The organism is Streptomyces sp. NPDC111802, assembly GCF_055634335.1.
The window spans coordinates 114,174-141,022 of the sequence record NZ_JBVKCZ010000022.1; the positions used below are offsets into that span (position 1 = coordinate 114,174).

At 75.8% G+C, this 26,849-nt stretch carries 2 protein-coding genes (1 of these 2 only partly in view); both read left to right on the forward strand.

The annotated features are described in order from the left end of the window. Positions 1–12,349, forward strand: the end of a protein-coding gene (locus ACZ7NC_RS24555; protein WP_471491242.1) for a type I polyketide synthase. Its footprint begins 25,859 nt before the window's first position; only the last 12,349 of its 38,208 coding nucleotides appear in the window; the start codon falls outside the window, past its left edge; it ends in the stop codon at positions 12,347–12,349. A gap of 11 nt (positions 12,350–12,360) precedes the next feature. Beyond that, complete coding sequence (locus tag ACZ7NC_RS24560) at positions 12,361–26,808, forward strand: SDR family NAD(P)-dependent oxidoreductase (protein ID WP_471491243.1); 14,448 nt, start codon at positions 12,361–12,363, stop codon at positions 26,806–26,808. Positions 26,809–26,849 lie beyond the last annotated feature (41 nt).

A 26,849-nucleotide genomic window follows, 5' to 3' on the forward strand; every position in this document is an offset into this window, starting at 1 on the left:
CCGTCTCCTCGCCTTCGCCGAGCAGCGCACCGACCTGCCGGTCGACCGCCTCGCCGCCGCCCTCGCCCTGCACCGCTCGGCCTTCGAACGCCGGGCCGCCGTGATCGCGCACGACCGGGACGATCTGCTGCGTGGCCTGCGCGCCCTGCGCGACGGACAGCCCGACCCCGCCGTGGTCCAGCCGGCCGCACCCGGCGCCGGACGGGGACGCGTCGCGTTCCTCTTCACCGGGCAGGGCGGCCAGCGCCTCGGCATGGGCCGTGAACTCTACGACCGCCACCCGGTGTTCGCCGACGCGCTGGACGCCGCCCTCGCCCACCTCGACACCGGGCTCGACGTACCGCTGAGGGACGTCATGTTCGCGCCCGAGGGCACCGCCGAGGCCGCGCTGCTGGACCACACCGGATACACCCAGCCCGCCCTCTTCGCCTTCGAGGTCGCCCTGTTCCGCCTCGTCGAGTCCTGGGGGCTCACACCGGACTACGTCGCCGGGCACTCCGTCGGCGAGATCGCCGCCGCCCACGCGGCCGGTGCGCTCGAACTGGCCGACGCCTGCGCCCTGGTGGCCGCCCGTGCCCGCCTCATGGCACGGCTGCCCGAGGGCGGCGCGATGGTGTCCGTGACGGCGACCGAGGACGAGGTGATGCCGCTGCTCGACGAGCGGGTGGCCGTCGCCGCCGTCAACGGCCCAGCCGCGCTGGTCCTGTCCGGCGACCAGGACGCCGTCGAGGCCGTTGCCGCCGCGCTCGCCGCACGCGGCCACCGCACCCGGCGGCTGCGGGTCAGCCACGCCTTCCACTCGCCCCGCATGGATGCCGTACTGGACGAGTTCGCCGCAGCCGTCGCCGGCATCCGGCCCGCTCCTGCCGTGCTCCCGCTCGTCTCCACCCGCACCGGCGACGTCATCACCGACGAGGAACTCGCCGGCCCCGACCACTGGGTGCGGCACCTCCGCGACACGGTGCGGTTCGCCGACGCCGTCACGAGCCTCACCGGCCGCGGTGTGCGGACGTTCCTGGAGATCGGCCCGGACGCCGTCCTCAGCGGCATGGCCCGCGCCGTCCTCGACGACGACCCCGCCACGGGCGAGTCCGCGGCCGTCGTACCGCTGCTGCGCCGCGACCGGGCCGAGGCCGTACAGCTCACCACCGCCGTCGCCGGCGCCCAGGTGCACGGCGTGAACGTCGACTGGGCGGCCTTCCTCACCGCGGTCGGCGTCCCCGACCACCAACTCGACCTGCCCACCTACGCCTTCCAACGGCAGCGCTACTGGCCCGAACCCGGCACCGCCGCACCGGCAGCCGCCGCCGATCCGGCCGACGCCGCCTTCTGGTCCGCCGTCGAACGCGAGGACACCGCCGCCCTCGCCGCACAACTCGGCCTCGACGCGGACACCGCCGGTTCGCTCACGCCCGCCCTCGCCGCCTGGCGCCGCAGCCGGCATGACCGGGCGCGTCTCGACGCCCTGCGCCACCACGAGGTCTGGCGGCCCGCCCAGCCCGCCACGGCCACCCTCACCGGCACCTGGCTGGCGCTGCTGCCCGAGGACATGGCCGACTCCGAGTGGGCCGACGGCATCCTCGCCGCACTCGGCACACCCGTCGTACGTGTCGCCCTCGCCGCCGACCGCACCCGGGCGGCCGCCCAACTCCGGGGCGTCGACGGTCCGTTCACCGGAGTACTGTCCCTGCTCGCGCTCGCCGGTGAGGACGCCGCCGCGCTCACCGCCACCGCCTGCCAGGCACTCGGCGACGCGCGACTCGACGCACCCCTGTGGTGCGTGACCCGGGGCGCGGTCTCCGTCCTCGGCGCGGGCGAGCCCGTGCGCGACCCCGCCCAGGCCGGGGTGTGGGGACTGGGCCGGGTCGTCGCGCTCGAACACCCCGGACGCCTCGGCGGCCTGGTGGACCTGCCCGACCGGGTCGACGCCGCGGCCGCGCGCCGGCTGCGGGCCGTCCTCGCGGGCGGCGACGCCGAGAGCGCCGTGCGTGACTCTGGCGTCTACGTCCGCAGGCTAGTCCGGGCCCCGCGCCGCGAGACCCCGGTGCCGGGTCATGGTCTCGCCGACCCGCACGGCACCGTCCTCATCACGGGCGGCACCGGAGCCCTCGGCGCCCACGCCGCGCGCCGCCTCGCCCGCGAGGGCGCCGGACACCTGCTGCTGCTCAGCCGCCGCGGCCCCGACGCCCCCGGCGCCACCGAGCTGCGGGAGGAACTCATCGCCCTCGGCGCCCGGGTCACCCTGGCCGCCTGCGACGCGGCCGACCGCGATCAGCTGGCCGCATTCCTCGCCGCCCTGCCCGCCGACGCGCCGCTGACCGCCGTACTGCACACGGCCGGCGTCGTCGAGGACCGCGTCCTGGACGCCCTCACACCGGACGACTTCACCGCCGTGCTGCGGGCCAAGGTCACCGCCGCGGAGCACCTCGACGCGCTCACCCGCGATCTGCCGCTGACCGCGTTCGTGCTGTACTCCTCGACGGCCGGTGTGCTCGGCGCCGCCGGACAGGGCAACTACGCGGCCGCCAACGCCCGCCTCGACGCGCTCGCCGCCCGCCGCCGCGCCGACGGTCTGCCCGCCACCTCCATCGCCTGGGGACCCTGGGCCGGATCGGGCATGGCCGCCGGAGAGGACATCGACCGTCGGCTGCGCCGCGCCGGACTCACCCCGCTCGACCCCGAACTCGGTGTCGACGCCCTGCTGGACGCCGTCGCACACGGCGAGACAGCCGTCACCGTCGCCGACGTCGACTGGTCACGCCTCGCCGCACTGCAGCCCGCCTCGGCCCCGCTGCTCACCGAACTCGCCGCGCCCGCACCGGCCGACGAACGGCTGGCCCAGGCGGACGAGGACGATCTGCGGTCCCGACTGGCCGCGCTGGTCCCCGCCGAACGCGGCCGGACCCTGCTCGACCTGCTGCGCACCCGCATCGCCGCCGTCCTCGGTCACGCCGACCCGCGGACCGTCGAGGCCGACTGGACCTTCCGCGACCTCGGCTTCGACTCACTGACCACGCTCGAACTGCGCAACGGCATCGCCACCGCCACGGGCCTCACCCTGCCCGCCTCCCTGATCTACGACCACCCCACCCCGCAGCACCTGGCCGACTTCCTCCTCGGCGAACTCCTCGGCGACACCGAGGAGTCCACGCCCGACGCCGTGGTGCCGCAGGCTCGCGCCGTCGCCGACGACCCGATCGCCGTCGTCGGCATGGGCTGCCGCTTCCCCGGCGGCGTCACCGGCCCCGAAGACCTGTGGCGGCTGCTCGCCGACGGCCGTGACGCCATCGGCCCCTTCCCCGACGACCGAGGCTGGGACCTCGCCGCGCTCGCCGCCGGCGGCTCCGCCACCCGCGAGGGCGGATTCCTCGACGGCGTCGCCGACTTCGACGCCGACTTCTTCGGCATCTCCCCGCGCGAGGCCCTCGCCATGGACCCGCAGCAGCGGCTGCTGCTGGAGACCTCATGGGAGGCCCTGGAACGCGCCGGCATCGACCCGACCGGCCTGCGCGCCACCCCGACCGGCGTGTTCGTCGGCACCAACGGCCAGGACTACGCCACCGTCCTACGGCGCGGCACCGCCGACGTCCAGGGCTACGCCGCCACCGGCAACACGGCCAGCGTGCTCTCCGGCCGGCTGTCCTACGTCCTCGGCCTCGAAGGGCCGGCCGTCACCGTCGACACCGCCTGCTCCGCCTCGCTCGTCGCCCTGCACTGGGCCGTGCGGGCGCTGCGCGACGGCGACTGCGGCCTCGCCCTGGCCGGCGGTGTGTCGGTGATGTCGGCGCCGGACGCCTTCGTCGAGTTCAGCGCCCAGGGCGGACTGGCCGCCGACGGCCGCTGCAAGGCGTTCTCGGCCGGCGCGGACGGCACCTCCTGGTCCGAGGGCGTAGGCGTACTCGTCCTCGAACGGCTCTCCGACGCCCGCCGCAACGGACACCGCGTGCTCGGCCTGATCCGTGGCTCCGCCGTCAACCAGGACGGCGCCTCCAACGGTCTCACCGCGCCCAACGGCCCGTCCCAGCAGCGCGTCATCCGGCACGCCCTCGCCGACGCCGCCCTGCGTCCCGCCGATGTCCAGGCCGTCGAGGCGCACGGCACCGGCACGACCCTCGGCGACCCGATCGAGGCCGAGGCCCTGCTCGCCGCGTACGGGCGGGACCGCGAACGGCCCCTGCTGCTCGGCACGGTGAAGTCCAACCTCGGCCACACCCAGGCCGCCGCCGGTGTCGCCGGGGTCATCAAGATGCTCCTCGCCATGCGCCACGGTGTCCTCCCGCGCACCCTGCACGCCGAGGACCCGTCCCCGCACATCGGCTGGACGCCCGGCGGCCTGACCCTGCTCTCCGAGGCGACCGAGTGGCCCGACGCGCACGGCCCGCGCCGCGCGGGTGTCTCCGCGTTCGGCATGAGCGGCACCAACGCGCACGTCATCGTGGAGCAGGCGCCCGAGGAACCGGCCAGTGCGCGGCCGGCCGACGACGCGGAGGGCGGGAACGAGTTCGTGGCCCCGTGGCCCTGGCTCGTCTCCGCCCGCACCGCCGCCGCCCTCGACGCCCAGCTCGGCCGGCTGCGTGCCGCGGACCTGAACGGGACCGCCGCCGACGTCGCGCTCACCCTGGCCACCGCGCGCGCCGCGCTCCCGCACCGCGCCGTCCTGCTCGCCGGACCCGACGGGATCACCGAGGTCGCGCGCGGCCGGGCCCGCGGCACGCGCGGCCCGCTCGCCGTCCTGTTCTCCGGACAGGGCAGCCAGCGCCTCGGCATGGGCCGCGAACTCCACGCCCGCTTCCCGGTGTTCGCCGACGCCCTCGACGCCGTACTGGCCCGTCTCGACCTCGAACTCGGCCGTCCGCTGCGCCCGTTGATGTGGGGCGACGACGAGGCGGCCCTCGACCGCACCGGCACGGCGCAGCCCGCGCTGTTCGCCGTCGAGGTCGCGCTGTTCCGGCTGCTGGAGTCCTGGGGAGCCGTGCCCGAGTACGTCGTCGGCCACTCGGTCGGCGAGATCGCGGCCGCCCACGTCGCGGGCGTCCTCAGCCTCGACGACGCCTGTGCCCTGGTCGCAGCCCGCGCCCGGCTGATGGACGCCCTGCCGCCCGGCGGCGCCATGGCCGCCGTACGCGCGAGCGAGGAGGACGTACGGCCGCTGCTCGGCGAGGCCGTCGCCGTCGCCGCCGTCAACGCGCCCGACGCGGTGGTGCTGTCCGGCGAGGAGAGCGAACTGAACGCCGTCCTCGACCGGCTCGACGCCGCGCGGGTCACCCGACTGCGGGTCAGTCACGCCTTCCACTCGCCGCTGATGGAGCCGATGCTCGACGAGTTCCGGGCCGCGCTCGACCGTCTCGACTTCCACCCGCCGACGCTCACCGTCGTCTCCAACCTCACGGGGCGGCCGGCCACGGAAGGTGAACTGGGCAGCCCCGACTACTGGGTGCGGCACGTCCGGGAGACCGTGCGGTTCGCCGACTGTGTCGCCGTGCTGCGGGACGCCGGTGTCGGCGCCGTCGTCGAGGCCGGACCCGACGCCGTGCTGTCCGGTGCCGTACGTTCCCAACTCGACGACGAAATCCCCGTGGTACCGCTGCTGCGGCGCGACGGCGACGAGGCGAGCGCCGCGCTGACCGCCCTCGCCCGGCTGCACACCGATGGCGTCCCGGTGGACTGGTCCGGCTTCTTCGACGGAACCGGCGCCCGCCTCGTCGATCTGCCCACCTACGCCTTCCAGCACCGCCGCTACTGGCCGCAGACCGCGCCGGTGGCCCAGGGAGACCCCGTGGAGGCCGAGTTCTGGCAGGCGGTAGAGGCGTCCGACCCCGCCGTGCTCGCCGCCGCCCTGGGCACCGACCTCGGTTCCGAGGCCACGGCCGCGCTGGCGAAGTGGCGTCATGGGCGCCGGGCCCGGGCGGCCGCCGACGAGCTCCTGTACCGGGCCGAGTGGGTGCCGGTTCCGCTGCCCGAGGCGCCCGGTGCCGGCTGCCGGCTGCTGCTGACCGGGGCCGGGGACGAGGCATGGGCCGATGCGGCGGTCGCGGCCCTGGGTGCCGACCGGCTGCGGCGGACCGACCTCGAGACGCCGGCCGATGCTGATGCCGCCGCCGAGCCGGTCGGCGTGGTGGCCCTGCCCGGCGCGGTCCGCGCCCACGGCCCCGACGGGCTGCTGCGCCGGCTGGAGCAGGCCGGCATCACGGCACCGCTGTGGTGCGTCACCCACCGGGGCGTCAGGACCGGCCCCACCGACCCCGCGCCGGACGTGGCGTCCGCGGCGGCCTGGGGCGCCGGACGTGTCGCCGCCCTGGAGAGCGCCCACCGGTGGGGCGGACTGCTCGACCTGGACACCGCCCCCGACGAGCGGCTCGACGCCCTGCTCGCCCTCGCCGACCAGGCCTCCGGGGAACGCGAACTGGCGCTGCGCGCCGATGGTTTGCTGGCCCGCCGTATCGTCCGCGCCCGTCCCGGCACCGACGGCGACGACTGGACGCCGCGCGGCACCGTGCTCGTCGTCGGCACCGGCCCCCTGGGCATGGCGGTGGCCCGCCGGGCCGCCCTCGGCGGCGCCGACCGTGTCCTGCTCGTCGGCCGCGCGCCCGCTCCCGACTCCGGCGACCGTGTCCTCGCCGGTACCGAAGCGGCGGCCCCGCTCACGGTCCACACCTGCGACATCGCCGACCGCACCGCCCTGACCGCACTTCTCGACAGCCCGGACGCCGCGGCACTCACCGCGGTCGTCCATGCCGAAGAGCCTCTCGGTCCCACACTCGACGAATCCCTCGCCGGAATACTGAACCTCGACGGCCTCGTCGCCGACCGCGACCTGGACGCATTCGTGCTGTTCGGCTCCGTCGCCGCCACCTGGGGCGCCCGGGGGCGTACCGCCGAGGCCGCCGCCGGTGCCGCCCTGGAGGCCGTGGCCGAGCGCGCCCGTGAGCGCGGTCTGCCCGCCGTGGCCATCGCCTGGAACGCCTGGGCCGGCACCGTCGAACCGTCCCTCGCCGGACACTTGAGGCTCAGCGGGATCCCGGCGCTCGACCCGAACACCGCGCTCGCCGCCCTCGACCGGGCCGTCGGCCTCGGCCTGCCCGCCGTCACCGCGGCCGGCGTCGACTGGACGACGTTCGCCCCCGCGCACACCACGAGCGGCGCCGCCACGGCCCTGTTCGCCGCCCTGCCCGAGGCCCGCGACGCGCTGGCCGCCGTATCCGACACCGAACCCGGCGACGACCCGGCCGCCCGTCTGCGCGACGAGCTCCGTGCGCTTCCCGGGACCGAGCGCGCCGACCGACTCCTGCGCCTCGTAAGGGAGAAGAGCGCTCTCGTCCTCGGACACGGCCAGGGCACCGCGGCAGCCGACGCCATCGAACCCGACCGCCCCTTCCGCGACCTCGGCTTCGACTCGCTGGCCGCCGTCGACCTGCGCGACCAGCTGGCCCGCGCCACCGGCCTGACGGTGCCCGCCACCGCCGTGTTCGACCACCCCACCCCGGACGAACTCGCCCGCCACCTGCTCACCGAACTCCTCGGCACCACCCGGCAGTCCGACCGCGAGGACACCGTCGCTCCCGTCGCGGCGACCGACGACCCGATCGTCATCGTCGGCATGAGCTGCCGCTACCCCGGCGGTGTCCGGTCCCCGGAGGAACTGTGGGACCTGGTCGTCGCGGGTGTCGACGCCACGGGCGACATGCCGCTCGACCGAGGCTGGGACTTCGACCGACTGCTGTCCGGCGGGCCCGGCGGCAGCGTCACCCGGCGCGGTGGATTCCTCGCCGACGCGGCCGACTTCGACCCCGGTTTCTTCGGCATCTCGCCCAACGAGGCGCTGGTGATGGACCCGCAGCAGCGGCTCGTCCTGGAGGCCGCCTGGGAGGCGCTGGAGCGGGCGGGCATCGACCCGACGGGGCTGCGCGGCAGTGACGCGGGTGTGTTCGTCGGCGGCACCAGCGGCGACTACCGGCTGCCGGACGACCTCGGCCGCTGGGAGACCGCGCAGTCCGGCAGCCTGCTCTCCGGCCGCGTCGCCTACAGCCTGGGGCTGCAGGGCCCCACGGTCTCCGTCGACACCGCCTGCTCCTCCTCCCTCGTGGCGCTGCACCTCGCCGTGCAGGCGCTGCGTGCGGGAGAGTGCACCGTCGCGCTGGCCGGCGGTGTGACCGTGATGTCGACCCCGGTCGGCTTCGTCGAGTTCACCGCCCAGGGCGCCCTGTCGGCCGACGGCCGGTGCAAGGCCTTCTCCGCCGACGCCGACGGCACCGGCTGGGCGGAGGGCGTCGGCATGCTCGTCGTGGAACGGCTCTCGGACGCGCGGCGGCTCGGGCATCCGGTGCTCGCCGTCGTGCGCGGCACGGCCATCAACCAGGACGGCGCCTCCAACGGCCTCACCGCGCCCAACGGCCCCGCCCAGCAGCGCGTCATCCGCCGCGCCCTCACCAACGCCGGACTGACCCCGGCCGGCGTGGACGCCGTCGAGGCACACGGCACCGGCACCAGCCTCGGCGACCCGATCGAGGCGCAGGCCCTGCTCGCGACGTACGGACAGGATCGTGAACGGCCGCTGCTGCTGGGCTCGGTGAAGTCCAACATCGGGCACACCCAGGCCGCTTCGGGTGTCGCGGGCGTCATCAAGATGGTGCAGGCGATGCACCGCGGACTGCTGCCGCGCACCCTGCACGCCGACACCCCGTCCCCGCACATCGACTGGGCCTCCGGCGCCGTACGCCTGCTGACCGAGGCCACCGACTGGCCGGCCACCGGCCGACCGCGCCGCGCGGGCGTGTCCTCGTTCGGCGCGAGCGGCACCAACGCCCACGTCGTCCTGGAACAGGCACCCCCGGCGCCGACCGAACAGCCCACGCCGGAGATACGGCACCCGCTGCCCGTCGTGCTCTCCGCCCGCACCCCCGCCGCCCTGCGCGACCAGGCCCGCCGACTGCTCGACCGGGTCACCGCCGGCCCGAGCCCGGCCGTCCCCGACCTGGCGTACGCGCTGGCCACCGGACGCGCCCTGTTCGAGCACCGCGCCGCCTTCACCGCCGCCGGCCACGACGACCTCACGACGGGCCTCACCGCCCTCGCCGACCCGTCCGGCACGGCCGACGCCCCCGGCGTCCTGCGCGCCGACGCCTCCCGCCCCGGCCGGGTCGCCTTCCTCTTCCCCGGCCAGGGCAGCCAACGCCTCGGCATGGGACGGGAGTTGTACGACACCCACCCGGCCTTCCGTGCCGCGCTCGACGAGGTGCTCGGCCACTTCGACCCGGTCGTGCGGGACGTGATGTGGGGCGACGACGAGGCGGCCCTCGACCGCACCGGTACGGCGCAGCCCGCGCTGTTCGCCGTGGAGGTCGCGCTGTTCCGGCTGCTGGAGCACTGGGGCGTCACTCCGGACTACGTCGTCGGACACTCCGTCGGTGAGATCGCCGCCGCTCACGCGGCGGGCGCGCTCACGCTCGCCGACGCCTGCCGGCTCGTCGCCGCCCGGGCCGGCCTCATGGACGGGCTGCCCGAGGGCGGCGCCATGAGCGCGGTGCAGGCCGCCGAGGACGAGGTCCGGCCGCTGCTCTCCGAGCGGGTGTCGTTGGCCGCCGTCAACGGTTCCGACGCGGTCGTCGTCTCGGGTGACGAGGACGAGGTGGCCCGCGTCGCCGGGCACTTCTCCGCCCTCGGCCGCCGCACCGGCCGCCTCCGCGTCAGCCACGCCTTCCACTCCGCGCACATCGAGCCGATGCTGGACGACTTCCGCACCCGGCTCACCGGACTGACCGCCACGGCACCCGCCGTCCCGGTCGTCTCCAACCTGACCGGGCGCCTCGCCGAAACCGGCACCGGCACCGACAGCGGCACCGGCGTCGGCTTCGGCTCGGTCGAGTACTGGGTGCGGCATGTCCGCGAGGCGGTCCGGTTCGCCGACGGCGTACGCACCCTGGCGGAGCGGCAGGTGTCGGTGCTGGTCGAGGTCGGACCGGGTGGCGTGCTGCTCGGCATGGCCGCTTCCGGCGCGGGCTCGTCCGCGCTCGCCGTGCCGCTGCTGCGGCGCGACCACGCCGAGACGGAGTCGATGACCACCGCCCTGGCCCGGCTGCGGCTCGCCGGTCTCGACGTGGACTGGGAGGCGTACTTCGCCGGTACCGGGGCGCGTCGCGTCGATCTGCCGACGTACCCCTTCCAGCACGAGCGGTTCTGGCCCGAGCACAGCCCCCGGCGGTCCGCACGGGGTGCGGACGGCGACTTCTGGACGGCCGTCGAGGAGGAGGACTTCGCCGAGCTCGGCGCCCGTCTCGATGTCGACGACGACGCCCTGGCCAAGGTGCTGCCCGCGCTGCTCGACTGGCGGCGCGGCCGTGACGCCGAGACCCGGATGGACGGCTGGCGGCACCGTGTGGTGTGGCGGCCGCTGTCCGGGCTCCCGGCCCGCCGCGTGACCGGCACCTGGCTCGCGGTGCTGCCCGCGTCCGGCGCCGACGACGCGTGGACGGACGCGGTCCTCGACGGGCTCGGCACGAGCGTCGTGCGGATGCGCGTCGACACCACGGACCGGGCCGAACTCGCCGACCGCATACGGGCGTTCGGCGGCGGAATCGACGGCGTGCTGTCGCTGCCGGCCTCGGACGACCGTGCCGTCGACGACGAGGCGCCCGCCGCAACGGTCGGGGCCGCCATCCTCGTCCAGGCGCTCGGCGACGCCGGACTGACCGCGCCCCTGTGGTGCGTCACGCGCGGCGCGGTGTCGGTCGGCGCGGCGGACGCGGCCCCGGCTCCCCGGCAGGCCGCCGTCTGGGGGCTGGGCCGGGTCGCCGCGCTGGAGTACCCGGACCGCTGGGGCGGCCTCGTCGACCTCCCGGCCGCGGTGCCCGACGCCCGCGAACTCACCGCCCTCGCCGGTGTTCTCGCCGGGCAGGACGGCGAGGACCAGGTCGCCGTGCGCGGTGGCACCGTCTTCGCGGGCCGTATCGTCCCGGCGCCCGGCGACGGACGTGACCCGGACGCCGCCTGGCAGCCTTCCGGTACGACGCTGATCACCGGCGGCACCGGCGCGCTGGCCGCCCATGTGGCGCGGCGACTGGCCAAGTCCGGTGCCCCGCACATCGTCCTCGCCGGACGCCGTGGACCCGACGCGCCGGGAGCCGCAGCCCTGCGCGACGAACTGACCGGACTCGGCGCCCGTGTCACGCTCGCCGCGTGCGACGTCGCCGACCGCAAGCAGCTCGGCGAACTGCTCGCCGCCATCCCGGACGACCTGCCGCTGACCGCCGTCGTGCACACCGCCGGCGTGGTCGACGACGGTGTCCTGGACCGGCTCACCCCCGAACGGTTCGGCACCGTCTTCCGCGCGAAGGCCGCCTCCGCGCTGCTCCTCGACGAACTCACCCGGGACAGCGACCTGGAGGTGTTCGCCCTGTTCTCCTCGGCGACCGCCCTCGTCGGCAACCCCGGCCAGGCCAACTACGCCGCCGCCAACGCCGTCCTGGACGCGCTCGCCGAACGGCGCCGCGCCGAGGGCCTGCCCGCCACGTCCATCGCCTGGGGCGTGTGGGGAGGCGGCGGCATGGCCGGGGGCGCCGCCGCCGAGGAGGCCATGCGGCGGGCCGGCATCGAACCCATGGACCCGGAGCTCGCCGCCGAGATGCTGTGCCGGCTCGTCACCGAACCCCACCCCACCGCCCTGGTGGCCGGTCTGGCCACGGACGCGTTCGCCGGATCCGCCACCGGACGCCCCCGCGCCCTGCTGCGCGGCCTGCCCGGTCACGACCGACCGACGGGCAGCGCCGAACGGACCGCCGAACCGGCCGAAGCCCTGCTGGACCGGCTCGCCGAGCTGCCCCCCGCCCGCCGCACCGAGGCCGTCCTGGATCTGGTGCTGGCGCGGGCCGCGGCCGTCCTCGGCCACCGTGACCCGGCCGCCATCGGCGCCGAACGCCTCTTCCGCGACCTCGGCGTGGACTCCCTCGGCGCGGTCGAGCTGCGCAACCGGCTCACCGCCGCCACCGGCCTGCCCCTCGCCGCCACCCTCGTCTTCGACCACCCCACCCCGCTGGCGCTCGCCCGGCACCTGACCGAACGCCTCGCCCCCGAGACACCCGACTCCCCGGCCGACACCCCCGAGGACGCCCGGATCCGCTCGGCGCTCGCCCGACTGCCCCTGGACCGGCTGCGCGAGAGCGGCCTCCTCGACGAACTCCTCACGCTGGGCGCGGACACCCCCGCGACCGCCACGGACCCCGAACCCGACGCCGACATCGACGCCATGGCGCTCGACGACCTCGTGCGCGCCGCACTCCAGGGCCACGGAGCCGGCCCCGACGAACCCACCGAACCCCATGACTCGTACGACCCGACCGACGAGTCCGCCGAGTGACGGAGCCAGTCATGACCACGACGCCCAGCGAGCAGGTCGTCCACGCCCTGCGGGCCGCCATGAAGGACGTCGACCGCCTGCGCAGGAAGAACCGGCAACTGGTCGCCGCCGCAGCGGAGCCGATCGCCGTCATCGGCATCGGCTGCCGCTACCCGGGCGGCGTGCGCTCCGCGGAGGACCTGTGGCGGCTCGTCGCCGACGGCACCGACGCGGTGTCCGCGCTGCCCGCCGACCGCGGCTGGGACCTCACCGCGCTGCGCACCGCCGGGGTCGACGAGCACGGCCACGAACTCAGCACCCGTGGCGGCTTCCTCGACGGTGTCGCCGACTTCGACGCCGCGTTCTTCGGCATCTCCCCGCGCGAGGCGCAGCGCATGGACCCCCAGCAGCGTCTGCTCCTGGAGATCTCCTGGGAGGCGATCGAACGCGCCGGTCTCGACGCCACCGCCCTGCGCGGCAGCCGCACCGGCGTCTTCATGGGCACCAACGGCCAGGACTACGCCCATCTGGTGCTGCGCTCCCTGGCCGACGCCGACGGCGAGGTCGGCAGCGGCATCGGCGCGGGCGCCCTCTCCGGAAGGCTCTCCTACACGCTGGGCCTGGAGGGCCCCGCGCTCACCGTCGACACGGCCTGCTCCTCGTCCCTGGTCGCCCTGCATCTGGCCTGCCAGTCGCTGCGCGGCGGCGAGAGCGGCCTGGCGCTGGCCGGCGGTGTCAACGTGATGGCGACGCCGGGACCGCTGATCGAGTTCAGCCGGCAGGGCGGGCTGGCCCGGGACGGCCGCTGCAAGGCCTTCGGCGACGGCGCCGACGGCACCGGATGGGCCGAGGGCGCCGGAGTGGTGCTGCTGGAGCGGCTGTCCGACGCCGAGCGCAACGGGCACGAGATCCTCGCCGTCGTGCGCGGCTCCGCCGTCAACCAGGACGGCGCCTCCAACGGCTTCACCGCCCCCAACGGCCCGTCCCAGCAGCGCGTCATCCGCGCCGCCCTCGCCGCCGCCCGCCTCACGCCCGCCGACATCGACGTCGTCGAGGCACACGGAACCGGAACCCCGCTCGGCGACCCCATCGAGGCGCAGAGCCTGCTCGCCACCTACGGCCAGGACCGCGAACGGCCCCTGCTGCTCGGTTCCGTGAAGTCCAACTTCGGCCACGCGCAGGCCGCTTCCGGCGTCGCCGGCGTCATCAAGACCGTCATGGCGATCCGGCACGGCATCGCACCGGCCACCCTGCACGCCGACACCCCCACCCGCCTCGTCGACTGGAGCTCCGGCGCGGTCGAGGTCCTCGGCACCGAGCGGCCCTGGCCCGACACCGGCCAGCCGCGCCGCGCCGGCGTCTCCTCCTTCGGTGTGACCGGCACCAACACCCACGTCATCCTCGAACAGGCCCCGCCCGCCGCCGACCCCGGGCCGGCGGCACCCGAGCGCACACCCGGCGCGCTGCCCTGGCTGCTGTCCGCGGCCACCCCGGCCGCCCTGCGCGACCAGGCCGAACGGCTGCGCACCCACCTCGCCCGCGAGGACGGCCCGCGCCCCCTCGACATCGCCTACTCCCTCGCCGTCACCCGCGCCGCCCTCGGCCACCGCACCGCCGTGGTCGCCGACGCCGACGACCACGCCCCCTTTCCGGCCGACCCCACCGGCCCGGGCACCGTCCACGGACAGCTCACCGGCCGGCCCAAGCCGGCCCTGCTGTTCTCCGGGCAGGGCAGCCAGCGGCTCGGTATGGGCCGTGAACTGCACGCCCGGTTCCCGGTGTTCGCGGCCGCGCTGGACGAGGCACTGGACTGCTTCGAGCCCGGCCTGCGCGAGGTGATGTGGGGCACGGACGACGCGCTGCTGAACCGTACGGACCACACTCAGGCGGCGCTGTTCGCCGTAGAGGTCGCGCTGTACCGGCTGCTGGAGTCGTGGGGTGTGCGCGCCGAGTTCGTCGCCGGACACTCCGTCGGTGAGATCGCCGCCGCCCATGTCGCGGGCGTGCTGTCCCTCGCCGACTCCGCCGCCCTCGTCGCCGCGCGCGGCCGGCTGATGGCGGCCCTCCCGCCGGGCGGTGTCATGGTCGCGGTCGAGGCCGGCGAGGACGAGGTAGGGCCGCTGCTGACGCCCGGCGTGGCGGTGGCGGCGGTCAACGGCCCGCGCGCCCTGGTGCTTTCGGGCTCCCAGGAGGACGTGGAGCGCGTGCTCGCGGCGCTGGGGGAGCGACGGCTCACCCGGCTCGCGGTGAGCCACGCCTTCCACTCGCCGCTGATGGACCCGATCCTCGACGACTTCCGCGAGGTCGCCGCAGGGCTGGCCTGGAACGCCCCGCAACTCGCCGTGGTCTCCGGGCTGACCGGCCGGATCGCCGAGCCGGCGGAGCTGTGCTCGGCGGAGTACTGGGTGCGGCACGTCCGTGAGACCGTGCGGTTCGCCGACGGCGTCACCGCGCTCGCGGATGCCGGGGCCACCGCCTTCCTGGAGGTCGGCCCGGACGCCGTGCTGTCCGCCGCCGCCCGCGCCTGTCTGCCCGAACGGGCCGTCGTGCAGCCCCTGTCGCGCCGGGACCGGGCCGAGGAGACCACGCTGGTCACCGGTCTCGCGGCGCTGCACGTCCATGGTGTCGCCGTCGACTGGGCCGCGTTCTTCGCCGGCACCGGCGCCCGCCGCGTGGACCTGCCGACCTACGCCTTCCAACGCGAACGGTACTGGCCGGCCGGCGGCGCCCATGCCGTGGACGTGTCCGGCGCGGGACTCGAAGCCGTCGGGCACCCCTTGCTCGGTGCCGCCATGCTGGTGGCGGGCTCCGACGACCTCGTGCTCACCGGCGTGCTCTGCACCGCCGCACAGCCCTGGCTGGCCGACCACCGCGTCGGCGGCATGGTGTTCTTCCCCGGCACCGGCTTCCTGGAACTGGCGATCCGCGCCGGGGACCAGGCGGGCTGCGCCCGCGTCGCCGAACTGACCCTCGCGGTACCACTGGTGCTGCCCGAGGAAGGCGCCGTCCAGGTCCAGCTGAAGGTCGGCGGACCGGACGGGACCGGGCACCGCGAGCTGTGGTTCCACGCCCGCCCCGCCGACCGGCCCGAGACACCCTGGACCCTGCACGCCACCGGACGGCTCGCCCCCGACCCGGCCGAACCGGCGCGCTTCGACGCCGGCGAGTGGCCGCCGCGCGACGCCCGGCCCGTCGACATCGCGGACCGCTACGACCGTTACGCCGCCTCCGGCCTGGTGTACGGCCCCGCCTTCCGCGGGCTGCGCGCCCTGTGGCGGCGCGGCGAGGAACTGTTCGCGGAGATCGCCCTGGACCCCAAGGTCCGCGACACGGGCGAGTACGGAGTCCACCCCGGCCTGCTGGACTCCGTACTGCACGCGGCAGCCCTGGACCACGACGCCGAACGCCTGCTGCCGTTCGAGTGGCGTGATGTGACCCTGCACGCCTCGGGAGCCGGGCTGCTCCGGGCGCGGCTGCTGCGCACGGGAGCGGACACCGTCGTGGTCGAGGCGGCCGACGCGCACGGCGCCCCGGTCGTCTCGGTCGCCGGCCTCACTCTGCGGGCCGCGCCGGACGACGCCACCGCGCCCGCCCGGCCCGACCCGGCCGGGTCGCTGTTCCGCCTGGAGTGGCAGAACCATGAGGTGCCGTCCGTCGCGCAGGGCACCTGGGCCCTGGTCGGCGAGGACCCGTTCGGGCTCGCCGCCCACCTGGACGGAGCCACGCACGTCCCCACGCTGGAGGCGCTGCCGGGTGAGCGTGCTCCGCGCCACTTGGTCGTCCCGGTGGCGGGACTCGGTCCCGGCGCCGCCACCCGCCAAGTGCTGGTCCTGCTGCAGGAGTTCCTCGCCGAGGACCGTTTCCGCCGGTCCCGGCTGCTGCTGGTGACGCGGGGCGCTGTCGCGGCGACCGACGCCGAGGACGTGACCGACCTGGGCGCCGCCGCCGTATGGGGACTCGTCCGGTCCGCGCAGGCCGAGAACCCCGGCCGGATGGTGCTGGTGGACACCGATGAGGCTTCCGCGGCGCTGCTGCCGGCCCTGCCCGCCCTGTTCGACGGCGACGAACCGCAGGCTGTCCTGCGGGACGGGGAGGTGCGGGTCGGACGGCTGGCCCGTGGGGCGGGCGCGACGCTGGTCCCGCCCCTGAGCGGGCCGTGGCGACTGGACGTGACCGACCGAGGGAGCCTGGACGGGCTCGCGCTGACGCCGTGTGAACAGTCAGAGTTGACGGGGCGTCAGGTTCGGGTCGCGGTGCGGGCGGCCGGGATCAACTTCCGGGACGTGCTCAGCGCGCTCGGCATGTACCCGGGCGAGGCCGGACTGCTGGGTTCGGAGGCGGCCGGTGTGGTCGTCGAGGTGGGGCCGCAGGCCGAGTTGTGGCGGCCGGGCGACCGGGTCATGGGCATGGTCGCCGGAGGCTTCGCGCCGAACGTCGTCGTGGACGAACGGCAGTTGACCGACGTGCCCGCCGACTGGTCCTGGGAGACGGCCGGTTCGGTGCCGCTGGTGTTCCTCACCGCCTACCGGGCCCTCGTCGACCTCGCCGGACTGCGACCGGGTGAGAAAGTCCTCGTGCACGCGGGCGCCGGTGGCGTCGGCATGGCGGCCGTCCAGCTCGCCCGGCATCTCGGCGCCGAGGTGTTCGCCACCGCCAGTGAGCCGAAGTGGCCTGTGCTGCGCGAACTCGGCCTGGCGGACGACCACATCGCCTCCTCGCGCGACACCGGCTTCGCCGAACGGTTCGCCACGGCGGCGGGGGAGGGGTTCGATGTCGTCCTGAACGCGCTCTCCGGTGAGTTCGTCGACGCCTCGCTACGGCTGCTCGGGCCGGGCGGCCGGTTCCTGGAGATGGGCAAGACCGATCTGCGCGCCGCGGACGCCATTCCCGACGGCGTCCGCTACGAGCCCTTCGACCTGGGCTGGGTGGAACCCGACGGCATCCGGCGGATACTGACCGCGCTCAACGCGCTGTTCGCCGACGGCGCCCTGCGGCCCCTGCCGGTGCGCACCTGGGACGTGCGGCGGGCCGCCGAGGCGTTCCGCTTCATGAGCCTCGCCCGGCACACCGGCAAGCTCGCGCTCACCCTCCCGCCCGCCCTCGATCCCGAGGGCACCGTCCTGATCACCGGCGGCACCGGCGGCCTCGGCAGCCTGCTCGCCCGCCATCTCGTCACCCGCCACGGCGTACGGCATCTGCTGCTCGCCGGCCGTCGCGGACCCGACGCGCCCGGCGCCCGCGAGCTGTGCGACGAACTCGTGGCGCACGGTGCCGAGGTCGGCCTCGTCGCCTGCGACCTCACCGAGCCCGGCGCCGTACGCGCCCTGCTGGCCGCCGTTCCCGCCGGGCACCCGCTGACGGCCGTCGTCCACACGGCGGGCGTCCTCGACGACGGCGTGCTGGACGCCCTCACCCCGGACCGGCTCGACACCGTGCTGCGGCCGAAGGCCGACGTGGCCCGGGAGTTGCACCAGCAGACCCGCGACCTGGACCTGTCGGCGTTCGTGCTCTACTCGTCCACCGCCGGTCTGATGGGCAGCCCCGGCCAGGCCAACTACGCCGCCGCCAACGCCTTCCTCGACGCGCTCGCCGAGCACCGCCGGGCCCACGGGCTGCCCGCGCTGTCGCTGCGCTGGCCCGGCTGGGCGCAGGACGGCGGCGGCATGACCGCCGACCTGACCGAGCGCGACCTGCGGCGCACCTCGGCCCTCGGGCTGCCGCCGCTGACCGCCGAGCAGGGCCTGGCCCTGTTCGACGCCGCGCTGGTCACCGACGCGGCCGCCCTCGCGCCGCTGCCCGTCGGCGGCGCCCCCCTGCCTCCGTCCGCCGCGGTGCCCGCGCTGCTGCGGGGCCTGGTCCGGCCCGGACGGCGTACCGCGGGCGGCGGGACCGTCACGCGCGGCGCGCTCGTCGACCGGCTCACCACGCTGCCCGCCGACGAGCGGCGCCGCCATCTGGTCGAACTGGTACGGGCCGAGGCCGCGGGCGTACTGGGTCACGGCACCAGCGAGGCCGTCGACGCCGACGTCGAGTTCCGCAGACTCGGCGTGGACTCGCTGACCGCGATCGAACTGCGCAACCGGCTGGCCGGCGCCACCGGCCTCCAACTGCCCGCCACCCTGGTCTTCGACTACCCCACCCCGCGCCGCCTCGCCGTCCACCTGCTCGGCGAACTCGTCGAGGAGGGCGTCGTCGGCGACGCCCCCGTCGCCCCGGCCGCGTCCGGCAGGGGTGCCCTGGACGAACCCCTCGCCGTCGTCGGCATGGCCTGCCGCTATCCCGGCGGCATCACCTCGCCGGAAGAGCTGTGGGAGTTCGTCACGGCGGGCGGCGACGCCATCTCGGGCATGCCCGACGACCGGGGCTGGGAGAAGCACACCGGCGTCGCCTCGGCCGACGGGGTGACCGGTGGATTCCTGCGCGGCGCGAGCGAGTTCGACGCGGCGTTCTTCGAGATCTCCCCGCGCGAGGCCGTGGCGACCGACCCACAGCAGCGGCTGCTCCTTGAGACCGCCTGGGAGGCACTCGAACGGGCCGACCTCGACCCGCACAGCCTGCGCGGCAGCCGCACCGGCGTCTTCGTCGGGCTCAGCGGACAGGACTACGGCACCCTCGTCATGCAGTCCTCCGTCGACGTCGAGGCCCACGCCACCACCGGCCTGAACACCAGCGTCGCCTCGGGCCGGCTGGCGTATGTGTTCGGCCTGGAGGGCCCGGCCCTGACCGTCGACACCGCCTGCTCGTCGTCCCTCGTCGCCCTGCATCTCGCCGGGCAGGCGCTGCGCGGCGGCGAATGCGGACTCGCCCTGGTCGGAGCGGTGACCGTGATGTCCACGCCGGTGGGCTTCGCCGGGTTCTCCCGGATGGGCGGGCTCGCGACCGACGGCCGCTGCAAGGCCTTCGGGGACGGCGCCGACGGGACCGGGTGGTCCGAGGGCGTGGCCGTCCTCGTCGTGGAGCGGCTCTCGGACGCCGTACGCAACGGGCACGAGGTCCTCGCCGTGGTGCGGGGCTCCGCCGTCAACCAGGACGGCGCCTCCAACGGCCTCACCGCACCCAACGGCCCCTCCCAGCAGCAGGTCATCCGCCAGGCCCTCGCCAACGCCGGGCTCAGCCCGGCCGACGTGGACGCGGTGGAGGCGCACGGCACCGGCACCACGCTCGGCGACCCGATCGAGGCCCAGGCCCTGCTCGCCACCTACGGCCCGGATCGCCGACGGCCGCTGCTGCTCGGCTCGGTGAAGTCCAACCTCGGCCACACCCAGGCCGCCGCGGGCGCCGCGGGACTCATCAAGACCGTGATGGCCATGCGGCACGGCGTCCTGCCCCGCACCCTGCACGCCGACCCGCCGTCCCGGCACGTCGACTGGTCGAGCGGGGCGGTCGAACTGCTCACCGAGAACGTCCCCTGGCCGGACACCGGCCGCCCGCGCCGCGCGGGTGTGTCCTCGTTCGGCATCAGCGGCACCAACGCGCACGTCCTCCTGGAACAGCCGCCCACCGCACCGGAATCGGGCCGCCCGACGGCCGCGCCCGCGCTGCCGTGGGTGATCTCCGCACGGACCGAGGCGGCCCTCGACGCCCAGATCGAGCGGATCCGGTCGGCCGCCGTCGGGCTCGACGTCCGCGACGTGGCCTGGACCCTGGCCGGCCGCGCCGACCTCGAACACCGTGCCGTCCTCCACGCGGACGGCACCACGGAACTCGCCCGCGGCCTGGCCGCCGACCGCCCCCTCACCGTCGTCTTCCCCGGCCAGGGCAGTCAGCGCCTCGGCATGGGACGCGAACTGCACGCCCGTTTCCCGGAGTTCGCCACCGCCCTCGACGAGGTCCTCCGCCACTTCGACACCGCCGTCCACGACGCGATGTGGGGCACGGACGAGGCGCTGCTCAACCGCACGGACCACGCGCAGTGCGCGGTGTTCGCCGTGGAGGTGGCGCTGTTCCGGCTGCTGGAGTCGTGGGGCGTCACCGCCGCCCATGTCACCGGGCACTCGGTCGGTGAGGTGGCCGCCGCCCACGTGGCCGGTGTCCTCTCCCTGGCCGACGCCTGCGCGCTGGTCGCGGCTCGGGGCCGGCTGATGGCGGCGCTGCCGCCCGGCGGCGTGATGGTCGCGGTCGAGGCGAGCGAGGACGAGGTACGGCCGCTGCTCACCGACGGCGTTTCCCTCGCGGCCGTCAACGGCCCCACCGCGGTCGTCGTCTCCGGAGCCGAGGACGAGGTGACCGCCCTCGTGTCGTCCCTCGGCGAGCGGCGGCACACCCGGCTCGCCGTGAGCCACGCCTTCCACTCCCCGCTCATGGAGCCGATGCTGGACGACTTCCGGCAGGCCCTCGCCGGGCTGGAGTTCCACGCACCCCGGCTCACCGTGGCGTCGGCCCTCACCGGCCGGCTCGCCGAGCCGGAGGAACTGCGCTCGGTGGAGTACTGGGTGCGGCACGCCCGGGAGACCGTGCGGTTCGCCGACGCGGTGGACGCCCTGCGCGCGGCCGGCACCGGCGCCTTCCTGGAGGTCGGCCCGGCGGGCGTGCTCAGCGGCCTCATCCTGACCACCGGACCGCGGGAAACCGTCGCCGCCCCGATGCTGCGCCGCGACCGGGGCGAGGAGGAGGCCGTGGTCGGCGCGATGGCCGCGCTGCACGTCGCCGGCGTCCCCGTCGACTGGCGCGCCCTGGCCGCGGGCACCGGAGCACGCCGAGTGGAGCTGCCGACGTACCCCTTCCAGCGGCAGCGGTACTGGCCCGACGGCGGCCCCGTCGCCCCGCCCGCGCCCCGCGCCGAATCGGCCCCCGCTTCCGGTGACGGGCTCGTCGCGCGGCTCGCCGCCCTCGGCCCGGACGAGCGCAAGCGGCACCTGCTGGGGCTGGTACGCGCCGAGACGGCCGTCGTGCTCGGGCACCGGGACCGCGACGAGATCGACCCCGACCACGAGTTCGGCAGGCTCGGCATGGACTCGCTCACCGCCGTGGAGCTGTGCCGCCGCCTGTCCACCGCCACCGGACTCCAGCTGCCCGCCACGCTGGTCTACGACTACCCGAGCCCGCGCCGGCTCGCCGCCCAGCTGCGGACCGAACTGCTCGACGACACCACCGCCGACCGGACCACCGCACCGGCCGCGCGCCCGGCCCAGGACGAGCCGCTGGCCATCGTCGGCATGGCCTGCCGATTCCCCGGCGACGTCAGCACCCCCGAGGAGTTCTGGGAGCTGATGCTCGCCGGCCGCGACGGCACCGGCCCCTTCCCGGACGACCGCGGCTGGGACCTCGACACCCTGCACGGCACCGGCCCCGGCAGCAGCGCCACCACCCGCGGCGGATTCCTGTACGACGCCGCCGACTTCGACCCGGCCTTCTTCGGTATCAGCCCCCGCGAGGCACTCGCGATGGACCCGCAGCAGCGGCTGCTCCTCGAGACGTCGTGGGAGGCCTTCGAACGAGCCGGACTCGACCCCGACGCGCTGCGCGGCAGCCGCACCGGCGTCTTCGTCGGCACCAACGGCCAGGACTACGTCCACCTCGCCACCCGCGCCCGCGAGGACATCGGCGGCCACCTCGGCACCGGCCTCGCCGCCAGCGTGATCTCCGGCCGGCTGGCCTATGTGTTCGGCCTTGAGGGCCCGGCCCTCACCGTCGACACCGCCTGCTCCTCCTCCCTCGTCTCACTGCACCTGGCCGCCCAGGCGCTGCGCGGCGGCGAGTGCGAACTCGCCCTGGCCGGCGGCGTCACCGTGATGACCACGTCGGTCAGCTTCGTCGGCTTCAGCATCCAGGGCGGCCTCGCGGCGGACGGCCACTGCAAGGCGTTCTCCGACGACGCCGACGGCACCGTGTGGTCCGAGGGCATCGGCATGCTGGTCGTGGAGCGGCTGTCGGACGCGGTGCGCAACGGGCACGAGGTGCTGGCCGTGGTGCGCGGCTCGGCCGTCAACCAGGACGGCGCCTCCAACGGGCTCAGCGCCCCCAACGGGCCCGCCCAGCAGCGCGTCATCCGCCAGGCCCTCGCCAGTGCCCGGCTCAGCCCGGCCGACGTGGACGCGGTGGAGGCACACGGCACCGGGACCCGGCTCGGCGATCCGATCGAGGCCCAGGCCCTGCTCGCCACCTACGGCCGCGACCGCGAACGGCCGCTGCTGCTCGGCTCGGTGAAGACCAACATCGGCCACACCCAGGCCGCCGCCGGAGTCGCCGGCGTCATCAAGTCCGTGCTCGCGCTGCGCCACGGCCGACTGCCGCGCACCCTCTACGCCGAGACGCCGTCCAGCCGTATCGACTGGTCCTCCGGCGCCCTGTCCCTGCTCACCGACACCACCGAGTGGCCCGAGACGGGTCGGCCGGCGCGCATCGCCGTCTCCGCGTTCGGGATCAGCGGCACCAACGCGCACGTCGTACTGGAGGCCGCACCCCAGCCGGAGCCGGAGACCCCCGCTCTGACCCCCTCGCTCACCCCGTGGCCGGTGTCCGCCCGCACCGACGAGGCCCTGGACGCTCACATCGACGCGCTGTCCGACTGGGCACGCGGTCGCGACCCGCTCGACGTGGGCCGCTCCCTGGCCGCCCGCTCGGCCCTCGCCCGGCGCGCGGTGCTCCTCGCCGACGGCGAGAGTGTGCGAGGCACCGCCACCGAACGCGTCACGGCTCTGGTGTTCTCCGGACAGGGCACCCAACGACCGGGCATGGGAAGGCAGTTGCACGCCCGCTTCCCGGTGTTCGCCGACGCCTTCGACGAGGTCCTCACCCATCTCCCGCCCGGCCTGCGGGACATCGTCTGGGGCGACGACCCCGAGGCGCTGCGCCGCACCGAGCACGCGCAGCCCGCCCTGTTCGCGCTCCAGGTCGCCCTGCACCGGCTCGTCGCCTCCCTGGGTGTGACACCGGAACACGTCACCGGACACTCGGTCGGCGAGATCGCCGCCGCGCACGTCGCGGGCATCCTGACCCTGGACGACGCCTGCGCCCTGGTCACCGCCCGCGCCCGTCTGATGGGTGAACTGCCGCCCGGCGGTGTCATGGTGGCCGTCGCCGCCACCGAGGACGAGGTACGGCCGCTCCTCACCGACGAGGTCGCCATCGGTGCCGTCAACGGCCCCTCCGCGCTGGTGCTGTCCGGCGCCCAGTCCGCCGTGCGGGCCGTGCTCGCCCGGCTCGGCGACCGCCGCACCCGCCGCCTCGAGGTCTCCCACGCCTTCCACTCCCCGCTGATGGACCCGATGCTGGACAACTTCCGGTCCGTCGCCGCCACGCTGACCCACCACCGGCCCCGCATCCCGTTCGTCTCCGCGGTCACCGGGGCCGCGGCCGGCGACGAACTCGCCTCGCCCGAGTACTGGGTCCGGCACCTGCGCGAAACGGTCCGCTTCGGCGACGCCGTCCGCGCGCTCACCGGCAAAGGTGCCGACGCCTTCCTGGAGCTCGGCCCCGACGGCGGCCTCACCTCCCTCGTCGCCGACCTCGCGCCCGACGCCGCCGTCGCCGTCCCGCTGCTGCGCCGCGACCGCCCCGAGGAGGCAGCGACGGTGAGCGCGCTCGCCGCCCTGCACGTCGAGGGCGTCACCGTCGACTGGACCGCCCTGTACGCCGGCACGGGCGCCCGGCGACTGCCCGACCTGCCGACCTATCCCTTCCAACGGCGCCGGCTGTGGCCCACCGCGTCGCTGCGCTCGGCCGACGCGACCGGACTCGGACTCGCCGCCACCGACCACCCCCTGCTCGGCGCCGCACTGCCGGTCGCCGGGGCCGGGGAACTGGTGCTCACCGGCACCCTCTCGCGCACCCTGCACCCCTGGCTCGACGGCAGCGCCGTGGACGGCGCGGTCCGGCTGCCCGGCGCCGCCCTCCTGGAGGCCGCCGTACGAGCGGGCGACCGGGTCGACACACCGCGCGTCGCCGAACTCACCCTCACCGAGCCGGTGACCGTGCCCGACCGGGGCGCGCTCCAACTCCAGCTCCGTATCGGTGCCCCGGGCGACGACGGCGACCGGCCCGTGTGGTGCCACACCCGGCCCACCAGCGAGCCGGACGCCGAGTGGACCGAGCACGCCCACGGCCGGCTCACCCCCGAGGAACCCGCCCCGGCACCGGACAGCACCCGGTTCGCCGCCGGCCAGTGGCCGCCGCCCGACGCCACCGAACTCGCCGTCGACGACCTGTACGACCGGCTCGCCGACGCCGGTGTCGAGCACGGCCCCGCCGCCCGCGCCCTGCGCGCCGCCTGGCGGCACGGCGACCACCTGTACGCCGAGGCGGCGCTGCCCAAGGAGGCCGGAGAACACGCCGGGTTCGGACTGCACCCCGTACTCCTCGACGCCGCCCTGCACGCCGCGCACCTCGTCACCGGGCCCGAGGAGACGGAGCCCGAGCGGCTGCTCGCCGCACGCTGGGGGGAGGTGTCCCTGCACGCCGTATCGGCCACCGAGCTGCGGATCCGGCTGACCGGCAGTGGCGACACCCGCGAACTGGTCGCCGCCGACCCCTCCGGCGCGCCCGTGCTCACCGCCCGCGCCGTCGGTCTGCGCCCCGCGGAGCGCCGCGCCGACGCCCCCGCCGCCGGACCCGACCTGCGCACCTCCCTGTTCCACCTGGACTGGGAGGAGCGTCCCGTCCCGGCGGCCACCGCCGACGCCCCTTGGTACGTCCTCGGCGACACCGACCTCGCCGTCACCCCTGACTCGCTGGGAGTACCAGTGAAGTCCCTAGCCGAACTGCGAGAAGGTGACGACGCGCGGACGCGGACGATCGCCGTCCCGCTCGCGGGCCGACTCGACGACGCCGTCGGAGCGGTCCACGAGCTCACGCACCGCGCGCTGACGCTGATGCAGGAGTTCCTCGCCGAGGACCGGTTCGCCCGCACCCGCCTGGTGTTCGTCACCCGGGGCGCGGTCGCACCCCACGGCGAGGAGGTCACCGACCCGGCCGCCGCGGCGGTCTGGGGCCTGGTGCGGTCCGCGCAGATGGAACACCCCGGCCGGTTCCTCCTCGTCGACGTCGACGGCGGCGCGTCCTCCACGGCCGTGCTGCCCGCCCTGCCGGACACCGACGAGGAGCAGTTCATGGTGCGCGACGGACGCGTGCGGGTGGCGCGGCTCGCCCGCGTGCCCGACGCCGCCACCACGCCCGCCGCCGGTCCGGCACGCTGGCGCGCCGACGGCACCGTGCTGATCACCGGCGGCACCGGTGGCCTGGCCCGCGTCCTCGCCCGGCACCTGGTCACCACGCACGGCGTACGGCACCTGCTGCTGGCGGGCCGGCGCGGCCCCGACGCCCCCGGAGCCGTGGAACTGCGCGACGAACTCGCGGCCCACGGCGCCCAGGTCACCCTGGCCGCCGCCGACGTCGGCGAACCGGACGACGTCGCCGCCCTCGTCGCCGGCATCCCCGCCGAGCACCCGCTGAGCGCCGTTGTCCACACCGCCGGCATCCTCGACGACGGTGTCCTGGACGCTCTCACCCCGGACCGGTTCGACGCCGTCCTGCGGCCCAAGGCCGACGCCGCCTGGCATCTGCACCGGGCCACCCTGGACCTCGACCTGGACGCCTTCGTCACGTACTCGTCCACCGCCGGTGTCGTCGGCAGCCCCGGCCAGGCCAACTACGCCGCCGCCAACGCCTTCCTCGACGCCCTCGCCCAGCACCGCGCCGCGACCGGACGGCCCGGCCACTCCCTCGCCTGGGGCCCCTGGGCGCACGGCTCCGGCATGACCAGCGGACTGAGCGAGGACCACATCCGGCGCATGAACCGCTCCGGCACCCCGCCCCTCGAACCCGAGCTGGGCCTCGCCCTGTTCGACGCGGCCACCGCACGCGACGACGCCCGGCCCGTGCTGATGCGCACCGCCGCCCGCGCCGGCGCGGCACTGCCGTTCGCCGGACCGGTGCCGCCCGTCCTTCGCGGGCTGATCGGCGGACGCCGCACCGCCGCGGGCCGCAACCGAGCCGCCGAACTCACCGCCCGCCTCGACGGACTGCGCCCGCAGGAGCGCACCCGGCACCTCACCGACCTGGTGCGGGCCGAGGCCGCGAGCGTGCTCGGCCATGACACACCCGAACAGATCGGCGCCGAGGAGGAGTTCTCCCGGCTCGGCTTCGACTCCCTGACCTCGGTGGAGATGCGCAACCGGCTCGCCGCCGTCACCGGGCTGCGCATCCCCGCCACCCTCGTCTTCGACCACCCCACGCCGCAGGCCGTCGCCGAGCATCTCGCCGAGCGGCTCGGCCGCGGCCCGACTCCACCCGCTGGCGCCCTGCACGCCGAACTCGACCGCCTGGACACCGCCCTGGCCACCGCGCTCGCCGCGGACGGCCTCGACCCGGCCGTCCGCACCGGCACCGCAGCCCGGCTGCGTGCGCTGCTCGCCCGGATCACCGACGACGCCGGCGAACGGCAGGAAGCGGACGACGACGTGCGCGAACGCATCGGCGCCGCCAGCGCCGAAGACCTCATCGCCTTCATCGACAGCGAGATCGGCCGACCCACCGACCGCTGAACCGGTCGCGACTCCCCACCGGTCTCCCACCGAGGAAAGGG

Coding starts and splice junctions, on each gene's coding strand:
- ACZ7NC_RS24560 (WP_471491243.1), top strand. CDS start 12,361: ATGACCACGACGCCCAGCGAGCAGGTCGTCCACGCCCTGCGGGCCGCC.